Consider the following 21,526-nt stretch of genomic DNA (forward strand, 5'->3'; position numbering starts at 1 on the left):
GAACCTTCGTCCGCCCGCCAGCACCTGCCAGCCAGCGACGAACGAAAAAGCCGGGGATTTCCCCGGCTTTTTTGTTGCTCGACACGGTGGAGCCGACCGGTGGCCGGCTGCCCGTCGTGCCCGGGCGGTGCGCTTACTCCACCGCCAGCCCTTCCACCTTCTGCCAGCCACGCGGCAGCAGATGGCCGCGCGTCGCGCGCGTGCCCAGGTAGGTGTCCAGGTCCTTGAACGACAGGTTCATCGTCCGCTGGCCGCTGCGCACGAGCAGGGTGTTGCCGGGGCTCACCGCCACCACCGCCACCACGCGCTCGGTGGCGAGCTTGGCCTTGGGGATGTCGATGATCTTGTTGCCCTTGCCCTTGTCCAGTTCCGGCAGGTCGCTGGCGGCAATCGCCAGCAGATTGCCCGAGCTGGTCACCGCCACGATGCGGTCGGTGTCGGGATTGGCGACCACGGCCGGGGTCAGCACCTTCGACCCGGAGGTGAGGTTGAGCATCGCCTTGCCGGCCTTGTTGCGGCCGGTGAGGTTCTCGAAGCGGGTCACGAAGCCATAGCCATGCGTGGACGCCAGCACGAAGCGGGTGTTGTTCTCGCCGCTGGCCAGGGTCATGAAGGCGCTGCCCGGCGCCGGCGAGAAGCGGCCGGTCAGGGGCTCGCCGTTGCCGCGCGCCGAGGGCAGGGTGTGGATCAGCGTGGAATACGCGCGGCCTTCGCTGTCCAGGAACGCGACCTGCTGGGTGCTGCGCGCACGCACCGACCCGAGCAGCGCGTCGCCGTCGCGGTAGGACAGCGTGGCCGGGTCCATGTCGTGGCCCTTGGCGGCGCGGATCCAGCCCTTCTCCGACAGCACCACGGTCATCGGCTCGCTGGGCACCAGCTCGGTTTCGTCGATGGCCTGCGCGGCACCGCGCTGCACCAGCGGCGAACGACGGTCATCGCCGAACTTCTTCGCATCGGCCACCAGTTCGTCGCGGATCAGCTTCTTCAGCTTGGCCTTGCTCTCCAGGATCGACTGGATTTTGCTGCGCTCCTTGGCCAGCTCGTCCTGCTCACCACGGATCTTCATTTCCTCCAGGCGCGCCAGCTGCTTCAGCTTGGTGTCGAGGATGTACTCGGTCTGTTCCTCGCTCAGTTTGAAGCGCGCGATCAGCGCCGGCTTGGGCTCGTCCTCGGTGCGGATGATGTGGATCACTTCATCCAGGTTGAGGAAGGCGATCAGCAGGCCGTCCAACATTTCCAGGCGGCGCTCGACCTTCTGCAGGCGATGGTTGAGGCGGCGGGTCACGGTGGTGCTGCGGAACTGCAGCCACTCGCTGAGCAGCATCTTCAGGTTCTTCACCTGCGGACGCCCGTCCAGCCCGATCACATTGAGGTTGACCCGGTAGCTGCGCTCCAGGTCGGTGGTGGCGAACAGGTGGCCCATCAGCTGTTCGGCGTCCACACGGTTGGAGCGCGGCACCAGCACCACCCGCACCGGGTTGGCGTGGTCGGATTCATCGCGGATGTCTTCCAGCCACGGCAGCTTCTTGGCGCGCATCTGCGCGGCGATCTGCTCGATCACCTTCGACGGCGATACCTGGAACGGCAGCGCGTTGACCACGATGTTGTTGTGTTCCTTCACGAACGTCGAGCGCGCACGCACGCTGCCGTTGCCGGTCTCATACATGTTCCGCAGGTCGGCCAGCGGGGTGATGATCTCGGCGAAGCTCGGATAGTCCGGCCCCTTCACGTGCTCGCACAGGTCGGCCACGGTCGCATCGGGATCGTCCAGCAGGTGCAGCAGGGCGCTGACGATCTCGTTGAGGTTGTGCGGCGGCACGTCGGTGGCCATGCCCACGGCGATGCCGGTGGTGCCGTTGAGCAGCAGGTGCGGCAGGCGTGCCGGCATCCAGGTCGGCTCTTCCAGGGTGCCGTCGAAGTTCGGGGTCCAGTCGGTGGTGCCCTGGTTGATCTCGCCCAGCAGCACTTCGGCGATGGGGGTCAGCTTGGACTCGGTGTAACGCATCGCCGCGAACGACTTGGGATCGTCGGTCGAACCGAAGTTGCCCTGGCCTTCGATCAGCGGATAGCGGTACGAGAACGGCTGGGCCATCAGCACCAGTGCTTCGTAGCAGGCGCTGTCGCCATGCGGGTGGTACTTGCCGATCACGTCGCCGACGGTACGTGCGGATTTCTTGGGCTTGGAGCCCGCGTTCAGGCCCAGCTCGCTCATCGAATAGATGATGCGGCGCTGCACCGGCTTGAGCCCGTCGCCGATGAACGGCAGTGCGCGATCGAGCACCACGTACATCGAATAGTCCAGGTACGCCCGTTCGGCGTATTCGCGCAGGGGCAGCTGTTCAAAGCCGTGGAAGGCGGGGCGGGCGAGATCGGTCATGCGGGATTGGTACCTGTGGCAAGGGACGGCGACGGCTGTCGCCCTCGCAGGCGGACGATTATCCGGATGCGGCCGGGGATGCCAAGCCGCGTGATGGGTTGAGTGGCTGTCCGTTGCGCGCCAGATAGCGCCCGGGCGGGCAGCCGAAGTGGCGGCGGAACACCGTCACGAAGGCGCTGGGGCTGCTGAACCCCAGTTCGTGGGCGATGTCGGACACCCCCTGGCCGTCGGAAAGGCGGCGCAGGCCCTCGGCCAGGCGCGCCTGCTGGCGCCACTGGGCGAAGCTGAGGGTGGTTTCGTCGCGGAAGTGCCGTGTCAGTGTACGCGGCGACAGCCCCGCCCACTGCGCCCACTGCTCCAGGCTGCGCCCGTCGGCCGGGTTGGCGATGAGCTGCGAGGCGATCCGCAGCAGCCGCCGGTCCTGCGGCATCGGCAGGTGCATGCGCTGGCGCGGGGCATGCCGCAGTTCGTCCAGCAGCACCTCGATCATGTGCTGCTGGCGCGGGCTCGCGGCTTCCGCAGGGGGCCATTCGGTGACGCGCAGGGCCAGCGCCTGCAGCAGGTCGGAGATGGCGACCACACACGGCTCATCGGGCAGTTCGCGCGTCAGCTCGGCACTGATGATCACGCCCCAGCCCCGCAGCGGGCCGCAGATATCCACCGTGTGCGGCTCGGCCGGGGGCATCCAGCCGGCGCAGCCGGGCGGCAGCGACCAGTTGCCGTGCCGGGTACGGATGTTGAGCAGGCCGGCCTCCACGCTGATCAGCTGGCCGCGGCGGTGCTGGTGCCAGTCGATCTCGCGCTCCAGCCCATTGGCGCTCTCGACCCGGAAGCCAAGCACCCCCAGGCCATCGTCGCGCTCGAACCAGTCGAGCACGTTGTTGCGGATCATCTGCGCGGCGATGGGGTCAGGCGCTGGCCGGAATGTGTCATTCATTGACCATATTGTAATACCGGGCCAATGCCGACCGCCATTAAGGTGACGTCCTCCCATTGTCCTGCGTGCTGCAACACAGCATTTTGTTCCAGATTGAATATTTCCATTGAGAAATATAATTTTTGGAAGAGAATGCTCGCCATGATCTGTCCCGAAACCACGCCTCCCAGCTTCGGACTGCTGTTGCGCCAGGTGCGCGATGGCCTGGTCCGTCAGCTAGACACGTCGATGGCCGAGGAAAACCTCGGCATCGGGTTCACCCACTACCTGGGCCTGAAGGTGTTGTCGGCGCGCGCGCCGTGCACCGCCAACGAACTGGCCCAGGCCCTGGACCAGGTGCCCAGCGCCGTGACCCGGCTGCTGGACAAGCTCGAAGCGATGGGCTGCGTGCGGCGCGAGCCGCATGCCCAGGACCGTCGGGCCCTGCAGATCGTGTTGACCGACGAAGGCCGCCAGTTGTGGGCCCGGCTGAAGCAGCGCGGCGACCAGACGATGAACGACGCCATGCGCGACCTGTCCCAGGACGAGCGCGCGCAGCTGCATTCCCTCATGACCCGTGTACGTGACTCCCTCAATTCGCCATGACTCTCCTCTCTGATCGCCCCTCTTCACTGCGCCCGCTGCGGCCGGTGCTGCTGTCCGTGCTGGCGCTGGCCTTGGCCGCGTGTGCCAGTACCGGCGGCCTGGAACCCAAGGCCGTGCTGCTCGACGCCGACAGCCTGCAGACCCAGCGCACCCTGGCCGACGCCGGGCTGAGCCAGCCGGGCTGGCCGTCCACCGACTGGTGGCGCGCGCTGGGCGACCCCCAGCTCGACGCCCTGATCGCCGAAGGCCTGCAGCGCAACCCGGGTCTGGACGCCGCCGATGCGCGCCTGCGCCAGGCCCGCGCGCAGATCGGCACCGCCCGTGCCGACCGCCTGCCGAGCGTGTCCGCCTCCGGCGGCTACACCGGTGTGCGCCTGCCCGAATCGATGGTGGGCGATGAGCTTGGCGGCAGCTATGCCGGCAGTGGCCAGGCCTATCTCAGCTTCAGCTACGGCATCGACCTGTGGGGCGGCAAGCGCGCCGCCTGGGAAGCGGCCGTGGACAGCGGCCATGCCGCCGCCGTGGACGCGCAGGCTGCGCGCCTGAACCTGTCCGCGGCGATTGCCGAGGCTTACGCGCAGCTGGGCTACGCGTGGCAATTGCACGATGTGGCCAGCGAAGAGCTGGCGCGCGCGCAGAAGACCCTGGACCTGACCCGCCAGCGGCGCGCCGCCGGCATCGACAGCGACCTGCAGACCCGCCAGGCCGAAGCCCGCATCCCGGCCGCGCAGCAGCAGCGGCAGGCCGCGCAGCAGCAGATCGACGAAGCGCGCACCGCGCTGGCCGCGCTGGTCGGGCAGGGCCCGGACCGCGGCCTGCAGATCGAACGCCCGCAGGTGCTCAATCCGCTCGCGCTGCAGCTCCCGGGCGTGCTGCCCAGCGAACTGCTCGGCCGTCGCCCGGACATCGTCGCCGCGCGCTGGCGCGTGGAAGCGGCCCACCGCGGGATCCACGCGGCCAAGGCGCAGTTCTATCCCAGCCTGAACCTCACCGCGCTTGGCGGGGTGGTGTCCAGCGAGGTCGACCAGCTGCTCAAGAGCGGTTCGACGTTTGCCTTCCTGGGCCCGGCGCTGAGCCTGCCGATCTTCGACGGCGGCCGCCTGCGCGCCAACCTGGACAAGACCGACGCGCAGTACGACCTGGCCGTGGCCGATTACAACCAGTCGGTGGTCAACGCGCTGCGCGATGTCGCCGACCAGGTCAACGCGGTGCGCTCGCTGGCCGACCAGGCTGCTGCGCAGGCCCAGGCGGTGAGCACCGCACGTGCCGCCCACGACCTGGCCGAACAGCGCTACCGCGCCGGCATCGGCAGCTACCTGGACGTGCTCAGCGTGGAAGAGCAGCTGCTGGTGTCCCAGCAGCGGCTGGCCGAGCTGCAGTCGCGTCAGATCCTTGTTTCGGTGCGACTGAGCCAGGCGCTGGGCGGCGGATTCATCCCGTCCAGCGACACCGCCACGGTTGCCGCCACCCCCGAATCCTCGCATTCCTGAGAGTCATCCCATGAGTCAGACCTCCGCCCCCGCTGCCGAGAACGCAGCTCCCTCCCGTCGCGGCAAGCTGCTGCGCGGCCTGCTGGTCATCGTGGTGCTGCTGCTGGCCGCGCTGGCCCTGTGGTACTTCATGTTCGGCCGCTGGTTCGAAGAAACCGACGATGCCTACGTGCAGGGCAACCAGGTGCAGATCACCCCGCTGATCAGCGGCACCGTCGTGGCGATCAACGCCGATGACGGCATGCGCGTGGCGCGTGGCCAGCTGCTGGTGCAGCTGGATCCGGCCGACACCGAAGTGGCGCTGCAGCAGGCCGAAGCCAACCTCGCCAAGACGGTCCGCCAGGTGCGCGGCCTGTACCGCAGCGTGGAAGGCGCGCAGGCCGAGTTGAATGCCCGTCAGGTCACGCTCAATCGTGTCCGCGAGGACTTCAACCGCCGCAGGAACCTGGCCGCCACCGGCGCGATCTCCAACGAAGAGCTGGCGCACGCCCGCACCGAGCTGGCCGCTGCCGAAGCCGCCGTCGCCGGTTCGCGCGAGACCTTCGAGCGCAGCAACGCACTGGTCGACGACACCGTGATTGCCACCCAGCCGGACGTGCAGGCGGCCGCCGCGCAGCTGCGCCAGGCCTACCTCAACAACGCCCGCGCCGGCATCGTCGCGCCGGTTGCCGGCTATGTCGCCCGTCGTTCGGTGCAGGTTGGCCAGCGCGTGCAGCCGGGCAACGCGTTGATGGCCGTGGTGCCGACCGAGCAGATGTGGGTGGAAGCCAACTTCAAGGAAACCCAGCTGCGCCACATGCGCCTGGGCCAGGAAGTGGAGCTGCGTTCGGACCTGTACGGCGGCGATGTGACCTACAAGGGCCGCATCGACAGCCTGGGCCTGGGCACCGGCTCGGCGTTCTCGCTGCTGCCGGCGCAGAACGCCAGCGGCAACTGGATCAAGATCGTGCAGCGCGTGCCGGTGCGCATCGCCATCGACGCCAAGCAGCTGGCCGAGCACCCGCTGCGCATCGGCCTGTCGATCAAGGCTGAAGTGAGCCTGCGCGACCAGAAGGGCACCGTGCTGCCGACCGAAACCGCCAAGGGCCAGGTGTTTGACACCGACGTCTACGCCAAGCAGCTGCACAGCGCCGACGACGTGATCCACCAGATCATCCAGAGCAACCTGCCGCAGCAGGCCAAGGCAAGCTGAGGCCACCATGTCCGCACAAGCTCCCGCCGCGCCCGGTATGCCGGGTGCGCCAGGGACGACAGCCGGCTTCAAACCGGCCAATGTCGCCCTGTGTACCGCCGGCCTGGCGATGGCCTCGTTCATGCAGGTGCTCGACACCACCATCGCCAACGTGTCGTTGCCGACCATCGCGGGCAACCTGGGCGCCAGTTCGCAGCAGGCCACGTGGGTGATCACCTCGTTCGCGGTGAGCACCGCGATCGCGCTGCCGCTGACCGGCTTCCTGAGCCGTCGCTTTGGCGAAACCAAGCTGTTCGTGTGGGCCACGCTGGCCTTCACCCTGGCCTCGCTGCTGTGCGGCCTGGCCCAGAGCATGGGCATGCTGGTGGTGTCGCGTGCGATCCAGGGGTTCGTGGCCGGTCCGATGTACCCGATCACCCAGAGCCTGCTGGTGTCGCTGTACCCGCGTGAAAAACGCGGGCAGGCGCTGGCGCTGCTGGCGATGATCACCGTGGTGGCGCCGATTGCCGGCCCCATCCTGGGCGGCTGGATCACCGACAACTACAGTTGGGAATGGATCTTCCTGATCAACGTGCCGCTGGGCATCTTCGCCGCGCTGGTGGTGGGCAACCAGCTCAAGGGCCGGCCGGAGCACACCGAGAAGCCGAAGATGGACTACGTCGGCCTGATCACGCTGGTCATCGGCGTGGGTGCGCTGCAGCTGGTGCTCGACCTCGGCAACGACGAGGACTGGTTCAGCTCGGGCAAGATCGTGGTGCTGGCCTGCGTGTCGGTGGTGGCCCTGGCGGTGTTCCTGATCTGGGAGCTGACCGACAAGGACCCGATCGTGGACCTGCGCCTGTTCCGGCACCGCAACTTCCGCGCGGGCACGCTGGCAATGGTGGTGGCGTATGCCGCGTTCTTCAGCGTGGCGCTGCTGATCCCGCAGTGGCTGCAGCGCGACATGGGCTACACGGCGATCTGGGCCGGTCTGGCGACCGCGCCGATCGGCGTGCTGCCGGTGATCATGACCCCGTTCGTCGGCAAGTACGCGTCGCGGTTCGACATGCGCATGCTGGCGACCATCGCGTTCGTGTTCCTGTCCTTCACCAGCTTCCTGCGCTCGGGCTTCAACCTGCAGGTGGACTTCGGCCATGTGGCCGGCATCCAGCTGATCATGGGCATTGGCGTCGCGCTGTTCTTCATGCCGGTGCTGCAGATCCTGCTGTCGGATCTGGACGGGCGCGAGATCGCGGCCGGTTCCGGCCTGGCGACCTTCCTGCGCACGCTGGGGGGCAGCTTCGCGGCGTCGCTGACGACGTGGCTGTGGGCGCGGCGCACGCAGGAGCACCATGCGCACCTGACCGAGCATGTGTCCGGCTACACGCCGGGCATGCAGGACCAGGTGACCGCGATGGGGCAGGGCGACCTGCAGCATGGCGCCGCCGTGCTCAACAACATGATCAACCACCAGGCATCGCAGATGGGCTTCAACGACATCTTCTTCCTTCTGGGCTGGATCTTCCTGGCCATCATTGCCTTCCTGTGGCTGGCCAAGCCGCCGTTCGGTGCAGGGGCCGGCGCGGCCTCTGCCGGCGGACATTGATCGGCATCTGAACTGCAACGAAGAAAACCCCGTCGAAAGGCGGGGTTTTTTTATGGGTGCCGGGAGGGGCAGGGGCAGGGCAACAGCGGAGCAGCATCGCATCTGCACTGCCGCTTGCTTGGTCGGGTACGGGTGGAGCGGCGGGACACGCCGCAAGTACGTCCATGTAGGCTCGTTCGCGCCATCCGTGGCGCTCTACGGTCCCGCCACTCCACCCGTACCCGCCCCTGAAAGTGGGTCGGTGCGCGACGAAGCGTCCACAGCCAAACAGCAGCGCGCAAAACAGCTGAACAACGGTCGGCTTTGCCGCCTTGCGTTGCTGTTCGATAGGCGCCGGCCAACTGTCTGGGGTGGGGGAGTGTGGGTTCGCGGGGCCGTTGCGCCGCATGGATGCGGCGCACGAGCCTACACGGACGTACTTGCGGCGTGCCCCGCGAACCCGCACGCCCCCGCCCAGCCCGTCGCAGGCACAGAAGCAGCGCTCTGGCTTCAGCGTCGGCTTCTAAAAAACCCATCTGCACTGCCGCTGGCTTGGTCGGGTACGGATGGAGCGGCGTGCCCCGCGAATCCGCACGCCCCCGCCCAGCCCGTCGCCGGCACATAAGCAGCGCTCTGGCTTCAGCGTCGGCTTCTAAAAAACCCAAACCCCAGACATGAAAAAACCCGCTTGCGCGGGTTTGATCATTGTCTGAGTCATGGTGCCCAGGAGAGGACTCGAACCTCCACGAAGTTGCCCCCGCTAGCACCTGAAGCTAGTGCGTCTACCAATTCCGCCACCTGGGCGACTCAGGAGGAGAATTCTGCGGGAGAACCGGGAATGTGTCAACAGGATTTCGCGAGAAGTTCTGATGATTGCGTGTCGCGGCGTCATCGCGCTGCATGTCGCGTGATTCGTGTGTCCTGCGAAGCGGATGTCAGCGAACCCCGGAAACGAAAAAACCCGCTTGCGCGGGTTTGATCATGTTCTGAGTCATGGTGCCCAGGAGAGGACTCGAACCTCCACGGAGTTGCCCCCGCTAGCACCTGAAGCTAGTGCGTCTACCAATTCCGCCACCTGGGCGACTCAGGAGGCGAATTATGCGGAAGCATTCGACGACTGTCAACGCTTTGTGACGCATCGCCCGGTGCCGGTCGTACTGGTGGGCCGGGCGTGGCTTGACCGCGGCAACGGGCGCTGAAAATACTGGTCCCACCCTGCAGCAAGGCGTTCCCATGCCGAGCCCGATCCTGCACTTCCATCCCCTGTCGTCGTGCTGCCAGAAAGTGCTGATCGCCGCGCACGTGCTGGGCGTATCGCTGGACACGCGGCTGTTGAATCTGGGCGACCCGGTCGAGCGCGCGGCGTTCCGGGCGCTGTGGCCGCTCGGCAAAATGCCGCTGCTGGTCGAGCAGGGCACGTGCATCGGCGAGACCAGCATCATCATCGAGTACCTGCAGCTGCATCACGCGGCCGATGGGGTGCGGCTGATTCCGCAGGATGCTGCGCAGGCGCTGCAGGTGCGGTTCTGGGACCGCGTCTGCGACCTGTACGTGATGACGCCGATGCAGGCACTGACCGGCGCCCTGCTGCAGCCGGATGGCGATGGCGGGGGCGCCGCCACCGAGGCCGCCCGCGCGACGCTGCTGAACAGCTATGCGCTGTTGGACCGGCAGTTGGACGGGCGTCCGTGGTTGGCGGGCGACAGCTTCAGCCTGGCTGATTGCGCGGCGGCGCCGGCGCTGTTCTATGCGGTGGCCTACGTACCGGTGCCGGCATCACATGCGGCGCTGTCTGCCTACGTGGAGCGGCTGATGGCGCATGCGCCTGTGGCGGCGGTGATCGACGCGGCCCGGCCCTGGTTCAGGCACTTTCCGGGGCGGGCGGGGCTGGCGCGCCGCTACTACGATCCGGACGCCTGATCCGGTCCCACGGCGCGGGCCAAACGCCGGACATGAAAAAACCCGCTTGCGCGGGTTTGATCATTGTCTGAGTCATGGTGCCCAGGAGAGGACTCGAACCTCCACGAAGTTGCCCCCGCTAGCACCTGAAGCTAGTGCGTCTACCAATTCCGCCACCTGGGCGACTCAGGGGGCGAATTGTGAAGATGCCGCCGGGGCTTGTCAACGGTTTTTCAACTTTTCTTCACAAAACTGCATGTGCGCGCGCCATGACCGGTTCTGCACATCGTCAGCGGCTATGATGGAGGCCAATGAAACCAACGAAACCGACCCGGGGCGCGAAAGCCCCCAAGTCCCCGGCGCCCAAGCAGGCGTCCGGTCCGTCGGGCAAGCCCCGCGCTGCCGCCAAGAAGAAGGCCGGCAAGCTGCCACCCTGGATGCCCGAATCCCTGACTGCTCCGGCAGCGCCACGCGCCGGCACCCGCGCCGCTGCCAAGGCCGCCGCCAACCCTCGCCGCCGCCCGCTGCCGGGCGTGAGCGATGTGCCTGTGCAGGACCCCTTTGCCGCGCGTGAGGCCGAGCGTTACGCCCAGCCCATCGCCAGCCGCGAGGCGATCCTGCAGCTGCTCGACCGCTGCGAAGGCCCGCAGACCGCCGAAGAAATCGGTATCCATCTCGGCCTGACCGAACCGGACCGTGCCGATGCGCTGGGCAAGCGCCTGGGCGCGATGGTGCGCGATGGCCAGCTGGTACAGAACCGCCGCGGCGGTTTCGCGCCGGTGCAGGCCACCAACCTGATTACCGGTGTGGTCATCGCCAACCCGGAAGGCTTCGGCTTCCTGCGTCCGGTGGAGGGCGGCGACGACCTGTTCCTGCCGCCGTACGAAATGCGCAAGGTGATGCACGGCGACCGCGTGCTCGCCAACGTCACCGGCATCGACCGCCGTGGCCGCCGCGAAGGCAGCATCGCCCGCGTGCTCGAACGCGGCATGACCCGCCTGATCGGCCGCTTCAGCATCGAGTTCGGCATCAGTTATGTGGTGCCCGACGACAAGCGGGTGCAGCGCAACGTGCAGATTCCGCCGGACCAGACCGGCGATGCGCGCGACGGCCAGTTGGTTGTCTGTGAACTGACCCAGGCGCCCGATACCCGGCGCCCGCCGATCGGCCGCATCATCGCGGTGCTCGGCGACAAGCTGACCGCCTCGCTGATCGTGGAAACCGCCATTCACGGCCACGAGCTGCCGTTCGAGTTCCCGCAGGAGGTGTTGAACGAAGCCTCCGCCGTGCCGCTGGTGGTGGAACCGTCGATGATCGGCGGTCGCGTCGACCTGCGCAGCACGCCGCTGGTGACCATCGACGGCGAAGATGCCAAGGATTTCGACGACGCGGTGTACTGCGAACCCAACGCCGAAGGCTTCCGCCTGGTGGTGGCGATCGCGGACGTGTCCAACTACGTACGGCCGGGCACGCCGCTCGACGATGAAGCGCAGAAGCGTGCGACCTCGGTGTACTTCCCGGGTTTCGTGGTGCCGATGCTGCCGGAGACCCTCTCCAACGGCATCTGTTCGCTGATGCCCAAGGTCGACCGCATGTGCTTCGTCTGCGACATGCAGGTGAACCGCGAGGGCGAGGTGATCCACTCGCGCTTCTACGAGGCGGTGATGAACTCGCACGCACGCCTGACCTACACGCAGGTGTGGCAGGCGGTGGGCGAGAACGACGTGGCGGTGCGCAACCAGATCGCCGCGGTGCTGCCGCAGGTCGAGCGCCTGCACCAGCTGTACAAGGTGCTGGCCAAGGCGCGTACGCGCCGGGGCGCGATCGAATTCGAGTCCTCCGAAGTGCGCTTCGTGCTGGACAACACCGGTGAGGTCACCCAGGCCGGCATGCTGGTGCGCAACGATGCGCACAAGCTGATCGAGGAATGCATGATCGCGGCCAATGTGCAGGCCGCGCGTTACCTGCTCAGCAAGCACGTGCCGGCACCGTTCCGCGATCACGCCAAGCCGCCGGAAGCCAAGTACGACGATCTGCTGGAGTTCCTGAAGGAATTCAAGCTGAGCCTGCCGCCGTGGTCCAAGGTGCAGCCGGGCGACTACACCAAGCTGCTCAAGAAGGTGCGCGAGCGTCCCGACGCGGCGCTGCTGGAATCGGTGCTGCTGCGCAGCCAGAGCCTGGCGGTGTACTCGCCGGACAACCAGGGCCACTTCGGCCTGGCGCTGGACGCCTACGCCCACTTCACCTCGCCGATCCGTCGCTACCCCGACCTGCTGGTGCACCGTGCGATCAAGTACGCGCTCAGCGGCGGTTCGCTGGACAAGTACACCTACTCCCCGCGTGAGATGGCGGCGCTGGCGCTGCAGTGCTCCGAGCGCGAACGCCGTGCCGACGAGGCCGAGCGCGAGGTCGACGAGCGTTACCGCGCGGCCTGGATGGAAAAGCACGTGGGCGGCCAGTTCGACGGCGTCATCAGTGGCGTGACCAGCTTCGGCCTGTTCGTGGAACTGGACGAGTCCAAGGTCAACGGCCTGGTCCATGTCACGCAGCTGCCGCACGACTACTACCAGTTCGATGCGGTGCGCAAAACGCTCAGTGGCGAGCGCCGGGGCAAGGCCTACCGCCTGGGCGACCGGGTCCGCATCCTGGTGCTGAAGGCCAGCATGGAAGAGCGCAAGATCGACTTCCGCCTGGTCGAGGAAAAGGACGACGAGCTGCCGGCCTTGCCGCCGCGCGGTCAGCCGGCCAAGCGCCAGAAAAAGAAATATTGATGCCTGCGGTGTACCGACCCACGGTCGGTACCTGCCGTCGCGGGATGATGCCTTGGCAGGTACCGACCGTTGGTAGGTACCGACCCTTGGTCGGTACGGACGTGAGGAATAACCCATGAACCCGGTTCCCGAATTCTCCGGCGGCTGCCAGTGCGGCGCGGTGCGCTTCCATGTCCGCGGTGAACTGACCGACAGCTCGATCTGCCATTGCCGGATGTGCCAGAAGGCATTCGGGGCCTACTACGCACCGCTGGTATCGGTGCGCGGGGTGGCGTTCGAGTGGACGCGCGGGCAACCGCGCCGGTTCGCGTCCTCCAACCTGGTCAAGCGCGGGTTCTGCGCGGACTGCGGCACCCCGCTGACCTACGAGGCCCCCAACGGGATGGCGATCGCCGCCGGCGCCTTCGATACGCCCGCGCGCCTGCCGCCCACGGTCCAGTACGGCATCGATGCCAAGCTGCCGTTCGTGGATGCGCTGGACCGGCTGAGCGCCATCCGCGACGAGGACGATCCGGAGGCGGTCTACCTGCAGCACCTGGTCTCCCACCAGCACCCCGACCACGACACCGGCGCCTGGCCCCCGCCCGCCGCGTGAGGCGGGGTCGCCGCCGATGCTCTACCATTACCACCCCCTTTCCGGTCCCGCCCCCCGCAATGAGCAAGCAAAGCCAGTGGATTGTCGGCGTCAACGCCGTCGCGTCTTCGATTGAGAACGATGCCGAGAACGTCCGCGAGGTCCTGATCGAGGCCGGCGCGAAGAACCCGCGTCTGACAGAGATCGAAGAGAACGCGCGGCGCAAGGGCATCGACGTTCGCAAGGTGAACACCCAGGCGCTGGACGGCGTGGGCGGTTCGGTGCGCCACCAGGGCGTGGCCGCGCGCTACCAGGCCGCACGCACCTGGGGCGAGAACGAGCTGGAAGGGCTGGTCGAAGCGGCCGAGGGCAAGGCCCTGCTGCTGATCCTGGACGAGGTGCAGGACCCGCACAACCTGGGTGCCTGCCTGCGCAGCGCGGCCGCCGCCGGTGCCACCGCGGTGATCATCCCCAAGGACAAGTCGGCCACGGTCAATGCCACCGTGCGCAAGACCTCGGCCGGCGCCGCCGACCGCATCCCCGTGGTGGCCGTGACCAACCTGTCGCGCTGCCTGAAGGACCTGCAGAAGCTGGGCGTGTGGATCTACGGCCTGGCCGGCGAAGCCACCGAATCGCTGTATGCCATCGATCTGAAGGGCAACGTGGCGCTGGTGCTGGGTGGGGAGGCCGATGGCCTGCGTCGCCTGACCCGCGAGAACTGCGACGGCCTGGTCAAGATCCCGATGCCGGGCGACATCGAGAGCCTGAACGTCTCCGTCGCCACCGGGGTAAGCCTGTTCGAGGCCGTGCGCCAGCGCGGCCTGTAATCCGCGCGCGGGTGGGGGGGTAGAGCCGACCGTTGGTCGGCTGCCCTTCGTTCCGGCGCCATGACAGCAGATCCGCGTGCGCCGCGCCGCGTTTCGGCGAGGCCGCGCGTTGCGCGGCAGCCGACCAACGGTCGGCTCTACCGGGGCCACCGCCCCGACGCCACCGCGCCCCGACGCCACCGCGCCCCGACGCCACCGCGCCCCGACGCCACCGCGCCCCGACGCCACCGTGTCCCGACGACACCGTCCCGGGCGGTACCGACGCCACCGCACCTACGGCGCGTTGGCGCTTCCCCCCAGCGCCTTGAACAACGTCACGTCGTTGACCAGCTGCTTCTGCTTGACCGAGGCCAGCGACAGCTCCGCATCACGCCGGGTCTGCTGCGCTTCCAGCCAGGTGCGCAGGTCGGTCGCACCGACCCGGTAGCGCACGTCGTACATCCGTTCGATCTCCACCGCTTCGTCATACGATGCCTGCGAAGCCGCGACCTGCGTGGCGAACTGCGTGCGGGCCGAGAGGGCGTTGTCCACTTCCGACAGCGCGGTGTACAGCGTGCGGCGGAACCCGTTGGCGGCGATCTGGTAATCGGTACCGGCCAATCGGGTGTTCAACTGGGCCTGGCGCACATTGAGGAACGGCAGCGACAGCCCGGCACCGAGCGTGGCCACCGGATTCTTCAGCACGTCCGAAAGCGAGGTGGCGCCGGTACCGACGCTGCCGGTGAGGCTCAGCGCCGGGTAGTACTGGGTGGCGGTCACCTTGATGGTCTTCAGGCTGTTGCGCAGGCGCAGTTCGGCCGCGCGCAGGTCAGGCCGGCGACCGAGCAGATCGGCCGGCAGGCCTTCGGCGATGTCCGGGCTGGTGGCACGCTCCAGCTGGCGGGGTTCGTCGGCCAGGGCCAAGGGCTGGCCATCGAGCAGCACCGTCAGTGCGTTGCGGGTGGCCACGCGCTGCTGTTCGAGCGCGCTCTGTGCGGCGCGCTGCGCCTCCAGGCTCTGGCTGGCCTGGCGCACTTCCAGCCGCGACACGGCGCCGGCATCGAAGCGCGCCTGCACCAGTTGCAGCGTGCGCTGCAGGCGCGCCAGATTGGCCTCGCCGGCGCTGATCGACTGGTTGAGGAACGCCAGCGTCCAGTACTGCGTGGCGACATCGCCGATCACCAGCAGCGCGGTGTTCTGCAGGTCTTCGGCACTGGCCTGCGCCTCCCACTGGGCAATGTCGCGCTGGGCGCGCAGCCGGCCCCACAGATCGACCTCCCACTGCAGCGCAACGCCGGCCGAGCTGCTGCGGTTCCAGTCCGCGGACTGGTCGATCGCGCGGTTGCCGCTGCTGCCGACGCTGCCCGAGGGCTGCGGCCACAAGGCGTTGTCGGCCAGCCCGGCCTGCAGGCGCGCGCGCTGCACGGCCAGCCCGGCCGAGGCCAGGTCGGTGTTGGCGGCCAGGGCGCGGGCGATCACCGCATCCAGCTGCGGATCGCCGAAGCCTGTCCACCAAGCATCGCTACGCACGTCGGCGCCGGCTCCTGGCGGCGACGTGGGCAGGGTCTGCACGGGCGCGTTGAGCGCCGCATCGCCGCGACCGTAGCTGGCCGGTACCGCCGGCGGGTCAACCCGGTACTGGCCGGTGCTGACGCAGGCAGACAGCGCCAGTGCGGACAGGCAGGCCAGGGCCAGCGGACGCAGGGGGATCGAGGGAATCGGGATCATCGTCATTCGCGCGCCAGCGCCTCCACGGGGTCGAGTTGTGCGGCACTGCGGGCCGGCAGGAAGCCGAACGCCACGCCGATCAGGCTGGAGCAGGCGAAGGCGGCCACGATGGACGCGGTCGAGAACAGCATCTGGAAGTCGGGGGCGAACTTGCCGAACAGCCAGCCCACCACCAGCGACAGGCCCACGCCGAGCAGGCCGCCGAGCAGGCAGACCAGCACCGCTTCGATCAGGAACTGCTGGCGGATGTCGCTCTGACGCGCGCCGACGGCCATGCGCACGCCGATTTCGCGGGTGCGCTCGGTCACCGACACCAGCATGATGTTCATCACCCCGATGCCGCCCACCAGCAGCGCGATCGCCGCGATGGCACTGATCAGCAGGGTCATGGTGCGGGTGGTCTGTTCGATGGTCTGGCGGATCTCGGCACTGTTGCTGAGGAAGAAGTCCTCGGTGCCGTGGCGCATCACCAGCAGCTTGGAAATGGCCGCCTGGGCGGCATCCATCGGCGTGCTGTCGTCCACCCGCACGGTGATGCTGGAGACATGGCTCTGGCCAAGCATCCGCGACATCACCGTGGTGTAGGGCACCCACACGCTCAGGCTGGTGCTGCCACCGAAACCGAAGCTCTGCCGCTGTGCAACGCCGACCACGCGCACCGGCACATTGCCGAGCAGGATCACCTGGCCGATCGGGTCCTCGCCGTTGGGGAAGAACTGGGTGCGGGTGTTTTCATCGATCACCGCCACCTGGGCGAGGCCGCGCACCGCATCGCGGTCGAAGAAGCTGCCGGCGACCAGGGTGACGCCCTTGACCCGGAAGAACTGCTCGCCGACGCCGCTGACCTGGGCAGTAGCCGATTGGTTGCGGTAACGCGCGGTGACCGAGGAGGACACGCTGGGGGTGGCGCTGTCCACGTAGCTCTGGCGTCCCAGCGCATCGGCGTCGCTGGCCTTGAGGGTCTGCACCCGCGCCGAGCGCATGTCGCCGAAGCCGCGACCGGGATAGACATCGATGGTGTTGGTGCCCAGCGCGCTGATGTTCTGCAGGATCTGCTGCTGCGAGCCGTTGCCCAGCGCCACCACCGAGACCACCGAGGCGATGCCGATGATGATGCCGAGCATGGTCAGGAAGGTGCGCAGGCGGTGTGCGTTCATCGCCAGCAGCGCCATCCGGAATGCTTCGGTGAAGCGGTCGCGCGCGGCACGCCAGCTGTGGCCGTGGCCGGCGTCCACGGTGGGTTGGCGCTGTGCGCGGTAGCGGGGGGCGGTCGGATTGGCGCGGTCGGCGATGATCTCGCCGTCGCGGATCTCGATGATGCGCTGCGCGTGTTCGGCCACCGACATGTCGTGGGTGACGATGATGATGGTGTGGCCTTCGGCATGCAGTTCGCCGAGGATCGCCATCACCTCCTCGCCGGAGCGGGTGTCGAGCGCGCCGGTCGGTTCGTCGGCCAGGATCACCTCGCCGCCGTTCATCAGCGCCCGCGCGATCGACACGCGCTGCTGCTGGCCGCCGGACAGCTGGCCGGGCTTGTGGTGCATGCGGTCGCCGAGGCCGAGCCGCTGCAGCAGCTGTTCGGCACGCGCGGTGCGCACCGGCCCCGGGCTGCCGGCATAGACCGCCGGCACGGCGACGTTGCCGCGCGCATCGAGGTCGCCCAGCAGGTGGTAGCGCTGGAAGATGAAGCCGAAATGCTCGCGGCGCAGCTCGGCCAGCTCGTCGGGCTGCATGCTGCCGGTTTCGCGGCCCGCCACCTGGTAGCTGCCGCGGGTTGGCCGGTCCAGGCAGCCAAGAATGTTCATCAGCGTGGACTTGCCCGAGCCGGACTGGCCGACAATCGCGACCATCTCGCCGGCGTCGATGTCCAGGTTGACGTCGCGCAGCACGGCGATGGTGTCTTCGCCGGCGGGAAACTCGCGGCGCAGGTCGCGCAGGCGCAGCAGGGGCGCGCGCGTGGATGGCGCGCCGGTCGGAGCGGGGCTCATCGGCGCGGCCCGCCCATGCCCGGTCCGCCCACCCGGATCTGCGGACCGCCGCGGTTGCCACCGCTGTTGCCGCCCTGCGCACCGCCGCCTTCGCCGACGATCACTTTCTCGCCCTCGCTCAGCCCGGCCAGCACTTCGGCGGTGGCGCCGTTGTTGATGCCGATCCGCACCTTGCGCGGCGCCGGCATGCCATCGGCGTCGGCGACGCGGACCATGTACTGGCCATCGCGGGTCTTCGGCCCCAGGGCCACCGCCGGGATCATCAGCACGCCCTTGGCCTGCTTGAGCATCACCGATACCTGCGCGGTCATGTCGATGCGCAGCGTGCCGTCGGGGTTCTCCACGTCGAACAGGGCGTTGTAGTACACCGCCGTGCTCGAACTGGAACTGGAGGAACTGGAACCGGAGGAACTGTCGCTGGCGATCGAGGACGGCGCCGGATTGATCTGGCGCAGCGTGGCGTGGTACTTGCGGTCCGGTTCACCCAGGGTGGTGAAGTAGACCGGCATGCCGGCCTTGATCTTGACCACGTCCGCCTCGGAGATTTCGGCATTGACCGTGACCAGGTCCAGCCGCGCCAGCATCACGATGGTGGGCGCGGTCTGGTTGGCGTTGACGGTGCGGCCTTCCTCGGCCACCACGGCCACGACAGTGCCGTCCATCGGTGCGGTGATGCGGGTGTAGGCCAGGTTGGCGCGGGCGGTGCCCAGTTCGGTCTCGCGGCCCTTGATCTGGGCGTCGTAGGACTGGATCTGCGCGCGGGCGGTCTTGAGCCTGGCGTCGGCGGCGTCGTACTCGGCGCGCGAAGTGGCCTCGGCGGCAAGCATCTGCTGCTGGCGGGCGAACTCCAGTTCGGCCTCGCGCAGGCTGGCCTGCTGCACCGCGCGCTGGGCGCGGATGTTGTCCAGCGCGGCTTCGGCGTTGAGCACCTGGTTCTGCTGGGTGGTGGCATCGATCTCGGCGATCAGCTGGCCTTCCTTGACGGTATCGCCCAGCTGCACCTTCAGCGATTTGATCTGGCCGGACGCCTGCGCGCCCACGCTCACCAGCTTGTACGCATCGACCACACCGGTGGCCTCGACCGTCTGCTCGATGTCGCCGCGGCTGACCGGGGTGGTCGCCAGGGCGGGGGCGGCAGGCTTGCGGGCGAACCATGCCACAATCGCGGCGATCACGATGACGGCGGCGATCAGCAGCAGAATGCGGCCACGGCGGGTCTGGGGCAGGCGGGGCTTCACGATGGTCGTCAACTCGGCAGGCCGTTGCATCGGCGTTGTCAGCATTGTGAAGACCCGTGGCGGGGGGCTCAACGCTTGCCGTGTATCAAAGGGTAACCAGGCGCGCTGTCCCGCGTTTCGTTGTGTATCGTCCTCGTGCCCTGACACATGCGTACGCATTCCCATTGATGCGGTTCATCTCCGGACAGGGGATCATGACCGTATGGAGACCATCACCACCATGCATCGCCTGTTGATCGTCGATGACGACCACGACATCCGCCAACTGCTCGCCGAGCAGCTCGGCCGCGCCGGTTACCAGATCAGCACCGCCAGCGATGGCACCGGCATGCGCCAGGTGCTCGAACGCGAACACGTCGACCTGATCGTGCTCGACCTCAACCTGCCGCGCGAAGACGGGCTGACCCTGTGTCGTGATCTGCGCGCGCGGTCGAGCACGCCGGTGATCATGCTCACCGCGCGCAGCGAGCCGATCGATCGCGTGCTGGGCCTGGAAATGGGCGCCGACGATTACCTGGCCAAGCCCTTCGAGCCGCGCGAGCTGCTTGCGCGCATCCGCAACGTGCTGCGCCGTACCGAGGCGCTGCCGGCCAACCTGGAGCCGCTGGCGATCCGGCGTGCGCGCTTCTCGCACTGGATCTTCGATCTGGAACACCGGCATCTGGTCGACCCCGATGGCCGGGTGGTGGTGCTGTCCGGTGCCGAGTTCCGCCTGCTGCGGGTGTTCGTCGGGCATGCCAACAAGGTGCTGTCGCGCGAGCAGCTGGTGGCCCTGAGCAGTGGCCGCAGCTACGAATCGCAGGATCGCGCCATCGACCTGCAGGTCAGCCGGCTGCGCAACAAGCTGGGCGATGACGGCGGCAGCGACGGGCTGATCAAGACCGTGCGCAACGAAGGCTACGTGCTGGCCACGGCGGTGGGACTGGAATGAAACGCCTGCGGCGCTTTTTCGCCTCGATGGTGGGGCGCCTGTTCCTGATCCTGCTGCTGGGCATGGCGGTGGCCGCGATCGGTGCCACCGTGCTGGCCAGCGCCAAGCGCCAGCAGGAGTTCGAACGCCAGAACCTCAACCGCATCGCCGACCGCCTGCAGGGCTACGTCAACCTGCTGGACGGCAACCCGGAGCTGCGCGAACGTCTGCTGGCCGTGGGCGGCCCGAGCGTGCGCGAGCTGCCCGACGGCGCGCGCCAGGGTCGCAAGGACACGGCGATGATGGCCGTGCTGGACGACCGGCCCGGCCCGGTGGCGCATGCAGAGGTGCACTTCACCTCGTTCCGGTCCTGCCTGCCGCGGTTGCCCGAGCTGCTTCCGCCGCCGCCACCGCACAAGATGGGCGCGCCCAAGCGGCCGCGCGAGCGCGATCCGTCGTTCATCCCGCCCAAGTGCCGGGCGGTCTCGGTGGTGCTCAGCGACGGCACGCCGCTGCGGCTTGCGCTGGACTCGCCGGCCGTGGCGCACAACGGCATCCTGGCGGTGGATCCGCTGTTCCTGACTTTGCTGGTGATGGCCATCGCGATCCTGGCCTACATCGTGGCGCGCATGGCCAGCGCACCGCTGCAGCGCCTGGCCGATGCCGCCGCCGCGCTGGGCGACGACCTGCAGGGCGAGCCGATGCCGGTGACCGGGCCGTTGGAAGTCCGGCGCGCCGCCGAAGCCTTCAACGCCATGCAGCAGCGCCTGCAGCGGCACCTGGGCGAGCGCACGCAGATGCTGGCGGCGATCACCCACGACCTGCAGACCCCGGTGACCCGGCTGCGGCTGCGGCTGGAGAACGTGCCCGATGAAGCACTGCGCGAGCGCCTGATCGGCGATCTGGGCGCGATGCAGGCGCTGATCCGCGAGGGGCTGGAGCTGGCCCGCAGCGCCGAAAGCGCTGAACAGCGCGCTGCCCTGGTGCTGGATTCGCTGCTGGAAAGCATCGTCGAGGATGCCGCCGAAGCCGGCGCCGACGTGCGCTTCGACCACGCCAGCGGCGCGGTGATGATGCTGCGCCCGCTGGCCATGCACCGGTTGTTCTCCAACCTGGTGGACAACGCGGTGATGTACGGGCAATCGGCGCGGGTGAGCGTGGAGCAGACCGAGGACGAGGTGGTGGTCCGCATCCGCGACAGTGGCCCGGGCCTGGCCGAGGACGAACTGGAGGCCGTGTTCGATCCGTTCGTGCGGCTGGAGACCTCGCGTTCGCGCGATACCGGCGGTGCCGGGCTGGGGCTGACCATCGCCCGCGCGTTGGCCGAGAAGGACGGTGCCACGCTGCACCTGCGCAATCACCCGCAAGGGGGATTGGAGGCGGTGGTGCGCTGGCCGGCCACCTGGCGGGTCGCACCCGGACCCCGCGCCGGATAGATCTTCACGACCGTTCGGGCGCGGATTTGCC

The 21,526-nt window shown here is 68.1% G+C and carries 16 protein-coding genes and 3 tRNA genes; 10 read left to right on the forward strand and 9 right to left on the reverse strand.

Going from position 1 to position 21,526, the window contains the following annotated elements:
• Nucleotides 1–133 precede the first annotated feature (133 nt).
• The 3 genes from parC to ACLB90_RS16405 are packed head-to-tail and all read right to left on the reverse strand — an operon-like array spanning nucleotide 134 to nucleotide 3,457.
• On the reverse strand, nucleotides 134–2,377 hold the full coding sequence (gene parC / locus ACLB90_RS16395; protein WP_411850462.1) for a DNA topoisomerase IV subunit A: 2,244 nt from the start codon (nucleotides 2,375–2,377) through the stop codon (nucleotides 134–136).
• A gap of 58 nt (nucleotides 2,378–2,435) precedes the next feature.
• Nucleotides 2,436–3,314 (reverse strand): helix-turn-helix domain-containing protein, encoded by an 879-nt coding sequence (locus tag ACLB90_RS16400; RefSeq protein ID WP_411850463.1) that lies wholly within the window; start codon nucleotides 3,312–3,314, stop codon nucleotides 2,436–2,438.
• The gene (locus ACLB90_RS16405) at nucleotides 3,311–3,457 is read right to left on the reverse strand and encodes a hypothetical protein (protein ID WP_411850464.1); all 147 of its coding nucleotides are present in this window, start codon (nucleotides 3,455–3,457) and stop codon (nucleotides 3,311–3,313) included. The genes ACLB90_RS16400 and ACLB90_RS16405 overlap by 4 nt, the downstream gene beginning before the upstream one ends.
• On the opposite strand from ACLB90_RS16405, the gene ACLB90_RS16410 reads away from it, so the two are divergent.
• Genes ACLB90_RS16410 through ACLB90_RS16425 form a run of 4 tightly spaced genes read left to right on the forward strand, consistent with a single transcriptional unit; the run spans nucleotide 3,456 to nucleotide 8,166 of the window.
• Complete coding sequence (locus tag ACLB90_RS16410) at nucleotides 3,456–3,899, forward strand: MarR family winged helix-turn-helix transcriptional regulator (protein ID WP_026070989.1); 444 nt, start codon at nucleotides 3,456–3,458, stop codon at nucleotides 3,897–3,899. The genes ACLB90_RS16405 and ACLB90_RS16410 overlap by 2 nt on opposite strands.
• The gene (locus ACLB90_RS16415; RefSeq protein WP_411850465.1) at nucleotides 3,896–5,389 is read left to right on the forward strand and encodes an efflux transporter outer membrane subunit; all 1,494 of its coding nucleotides are present in this window, start codon (nucleotides 3,896–3,898) and stop codon (nucleotides 5,387–5,389) included. Before ACLB90_RS16410 ends, ACLB90_RS16415 begins: the two co-directional genes overlap by 4 nt.
• 10 nt (nucleotides 5,390–5,399) lie before the next feature.
• Entirely contained in the window at nucleotides 5,400–6,581 is a 1,182-nt protein-coding gene (gene emrA, locus ACLB90_RS16420) for a multidrug efflux MFS transporter periplasmic adaptor subunit EmrA (protein WP_411850466.1), read from the forward strand.
• Nucleotides 6,582–6,588: 7 nt separating this feature from the next.
• Entirely contained in the window at nucleotides 6,589–8,166 is a 1,578-nt protein-coding gene (locus ACLB90_RS16425) for a DHA2 family efflux MFS transporter permease subunit (RefSeq protein ID WP_411850467.1), read from the forward strand.
• A 696-nt stretch (nucleotides 8,167–8,862) separates the two neighbouring features.
• Here the strand turns inward: ACLB90_RS16425 and ACLB90_RS16430 are convergent.
• Nucleotides 8,863–8,949, reverse strand: a tRNA-Leu gene (locus ACLB90_RS16430).
• A gap of 190 nt (nucleotides 8,950–9,139) precedes the next feature.
• Nucleotides 9,140–9,226 (reverse strand) — tRNA-Leu (locus ACLB90_RS16435).
• Between the two features lie 152 nt (nucleotides 9,227–9,378).
• Between ACLB90_RS16435 and ACLB90_RS16440 the strand changes: the two genes are divergently transcribed.
• Complete coding sequence (locus ACLB90_RS16440; protein WP_411850468.1) at nucleotides 9,379–10,065, forward strand: glutathione S-transferase family protein; 687 nt, start codon at nucleotides 9,379–9,381, stop codon at nucleotides 10,063–10,065.
• Nucleotides 10,066–10,140: 75 nt separating this feature from the next.
• On the opposite strand, the gene ACLB90_RS16445 is transcribed toward ACLB90_RS16440, so the two are convergent.
• Nucleotides 10,141–10,227: transfer RNA gene (locus tag ACLB90_RS16445), tRNA-Leu, on the reverse strand.
• A gap of 128 nt (nucleotides 10,228–10,355) precedes the next feature.
• Here ACLB90_RS16445 and rnr point away from each other — a divergent pair.
• The 3 genes from rnr (at nucleotide 10,356) to rlmB (ending at nucleotide 14,216) form a co-directional block, all read left to right on the forward strand.
• Nucleotides 10,356–12,815 carry a ribonuclease R gene (rnr, locus tag ACLB90_RS16450; RefSeq protein ID WP_411850469.1) on the forward strand — a complete coding sequence of 820 codons (2,460 nt, stop codon included), beginning with the start codon at nucleotides 10,356–10,358 and terminating at the stop codon, nucleotides 12,813–12,815.
• A gap of 115 nt (nucleotides 12,816–12,930) precedes the next feature.
• Nucleotides 12,931–13,410, forward strand: a complete 480-nt coding sequence (locus tag ACLB90_RS16455) for a GFA family protein (RefSeq protein WP_411850470.1) — start codon at nucleotides 12,931–12,933, stop codon at nucleotides 13,408–13,410.
• Nucleotides 13,411–13,469: 59 nt separating this feature from the next.
• The gene (gene rlmB / locus ACLB90_RS16460) at nucleotides 13,470–14,216 is read left to right on the forward strand and encodes a 23S rRNA (guanosine(2251)-2'-O)-methyltransferase RlmB (RefSeq protein WP_017357418.1); all 747 of its coding nucleotides are present in this window, start codon (nucleotides 13,470–13,472) and stop codon (nucleotides 14,214–14,216) included.
• Nucleotides 14,217–14,489: 273 nt separating this feature from the next.
• Here the strand turns inward: rlmB and ACLB90_RS16465 are convergent, their stop codons facing one another.
• Genes ACLB90_RS16465 through ACLB90_RS16475 form a run of 3 tightly spaced genes read right to left on the reverse strand, consistent with a single transcriptional unit; the run spans nucleotide 14,490 to nucleotide 19,179 of the window.
• The gene (locus ACLB90_RS16465) at nucleotides 14,490–15,929 is read right to left on the reverse strand and encodes an efflux transporter outer membrane subunit (protein ID WP_411850471.1); all 1,440 of its coding nucleotides are present in this window, start codon (nucleotides 15,927–15,929) and stop codon (nucleotides 14,490–14,492) included.
• Nucleotides 15,926–17,911 carry a MacB family efflux pump subunit gene (locus ACLB90_RS16470; protein ID WP_411850472.1) on the reverse strand — a complete coding sequence of 662 codons (1,986 nt, stop codon included), beginning with the start codon at nucleotides 17,909–17,911 and terminating at the stop codon, nucleotides 15,926–15,928. Before ACLB90_RS16470 ends, ACLB90_RS16465 begins: the two co-directional genes overlap by 4 nt.
• Nucleotides 17,908–19,179, reverse strand: a complete 1,272-nt coding sequence (locus ACLB90_RS16475; protein WP_411850473.1) for an efflux RND transporter periplasmic adaptor subunit — start codon at nucleotides 19,177–19,179, stop codon at nucleotides 17,908–17,910. The genes ACLB90_RS16470 and ACLB90_RS16475 overlap by 4 nt, the downstream gene beginning before the upstream one ends.
• Before the next feature lie 172 nt (nucleotides 19,180–19,351).
• Here ACLB90_RS16475 and ACLB90_RS16480 point away from each other — a divergent pair, with 172 nt between their 5' ends.
• Both ACLB90_RS16480 and ACLB90_RS16485 read left to right on the forward strand, forming a co-directional pair.
• Nucleotides 19,352–20,080, forward strand: coding sequence for a response regulator (locus ACLB90_RS16480; protein ID WP_411850474.1), 729 nt, complete (start codon nucleotides 19,352–19,354; stop codon nucleotides 20,078–20,080).
• Nucleotides 20,077–21,495: a sensor histidine kinase gene (locus ACLB90_RS16485; RefSeq protein WP_411850475.1), complete on the forward strand. Its 1,419-nt coding sequence runs from the start codon at nucleotides 20,077–20,079 to the stop codon at nucleotides 21,493–21,495. The genes ACLB90_RS16480 and ACLB90_RS16485 overlap by 4 nt, the downstream gene beginning before the upstream one ends.
• Nucleotides 21,496–21,526 lie beyond the last annotated feature (31 nt).

The sequence above is a fragment of the Stenotrophomonas sp. LGBM10 genome (assembly GCF_046736075.1).
Lineage (GTDB): Bacteria > Pseudomonadota > Gammaproteobacteria > Xanthomonadales > Xanthomonadaceae > Stenotrophomonas.

What these genes read in the sequence shown, in the direction of transcription:
- parC (WP_411850462.1), bottom strand. Translation starts at nt 2,377, where the DNA reads ATGACCGATCTCGCCCGCCCCGCCTTCCACGGCTTTGAACAGCTGCCC.
- ACLB90_RS16400 (WP_411850463.1), bottom strand. Translation starts at nt 3,314, where the DNA reads ATGAATGACACATTCCGGCCAGCGCCTGACCCCATCGCCGCGCAGATG.
- ACLB90_RS16410 (WP_026070989.1), top strand. Translation starts at nt 3,456, where the DNA reads ATGATCTGTCCCGAAACCACGCCTCCCAGCTTCGGACTGCTGTTGCGC.
- ACLB90_RS16405 (WP_411850464.1), bottom strand. Translation starts at nt 3,457, where the DNA reads ATGGCGAGCATTCTCTTCCAAAAATTATATTTCTCAATGGAAATATTC.
- ACLB90_RS16415 (WP_411850465.1), top strand. Translation starts at nt 3,896, where the DNA reads ATGACTCTCCTCTCTGATCGCCCCTCTTCACTGCGCCCGCTGCGGCCG.
- emrA (WP_411850466.1), top strand. Translation starts at nt 5,400, where the DNA reads ATGAGTCAGACCTCCGCCCCCGCTGCCGAGAACGCAGCTCCCTCCCGT.
- ACLB90_RS16425 (WP_411850467.1), top strand. Translation starts at nt 6,589, where the DNA reads ATGTCCGCACAAGCTCCCGCCGCGCCCGGTATGCCGGGTGCGCCAGGG.
- ACLB90_RS16440 (WP_411850468.1), top strand. Translation starts at nt 9,379, where the DNA reads ATGCCGAGCCCGATCCTGCACTTCCATCCCCTGTCGTCGTGCTGCCAG.
- rnr (WP_411850469.1), top strand. Translation starts at nt 10,356, where the DNA reads ATGAAACCAACGAAACCGACCCGGGGCGCGAAAGCCCCCAAGTCCCCG.
- ACLB90_RS16455 (WP_411850470.1), top strand. Translation starts at nt 12,931, where the DNA reads ATGAACCCGGTTCCCGAATTCTCCGGCGGCTGCCAGTGCGGCGCGGTG.
- rlmB (WP_017357418.1), top strand. Translation starts at nt 13,470, where the DNA reads ATGAGCAAGCAAAGCCAGTGGATTGTCGGCGTCAACGCCGTCGCGTCT.
- ACLB90_RS16465 (WP_411850471.1), bottom strand. Translation starts at nt 15,929, where the DNA reads ATGACGATGATCCCGATTCCCTCGATCCCCCTGCGTCCGCTGGCCCTG.
- ACLB90_RS16470 (WP_411850472.1), bottom strand. Translation starts at nt 17,911, where the DNA reads ATGAGCCCCGCTCCGACCGGCGCGCCATCCACGCGCGCGCCCCTGCTG.
- ACLB90_RS16475 (WP_411850473.1), bottom strand. Translation starts at nt 19,179, where the DNA reads ATGCAACGGCCTGCCGAGTTGACGACCATCGTGAAGCCCCGCCTGCCC.
- ACLB90_RS16480 (WP_411850474.1), top strand. Translation starts at nt 19,352, where the DNA reads ATGGAGACCATCACCACCATGCATCGCCTGTTGATCGTCGATGACGAC.
- ACLB90_RS16485 (WP_411850475.1), top strand. Translation starts at nt 20,077, where the DNA reads ATGAAACGCCTGCGGCGCTTTTTCGCCTCGATGGTGGGGCGCCTGTTC.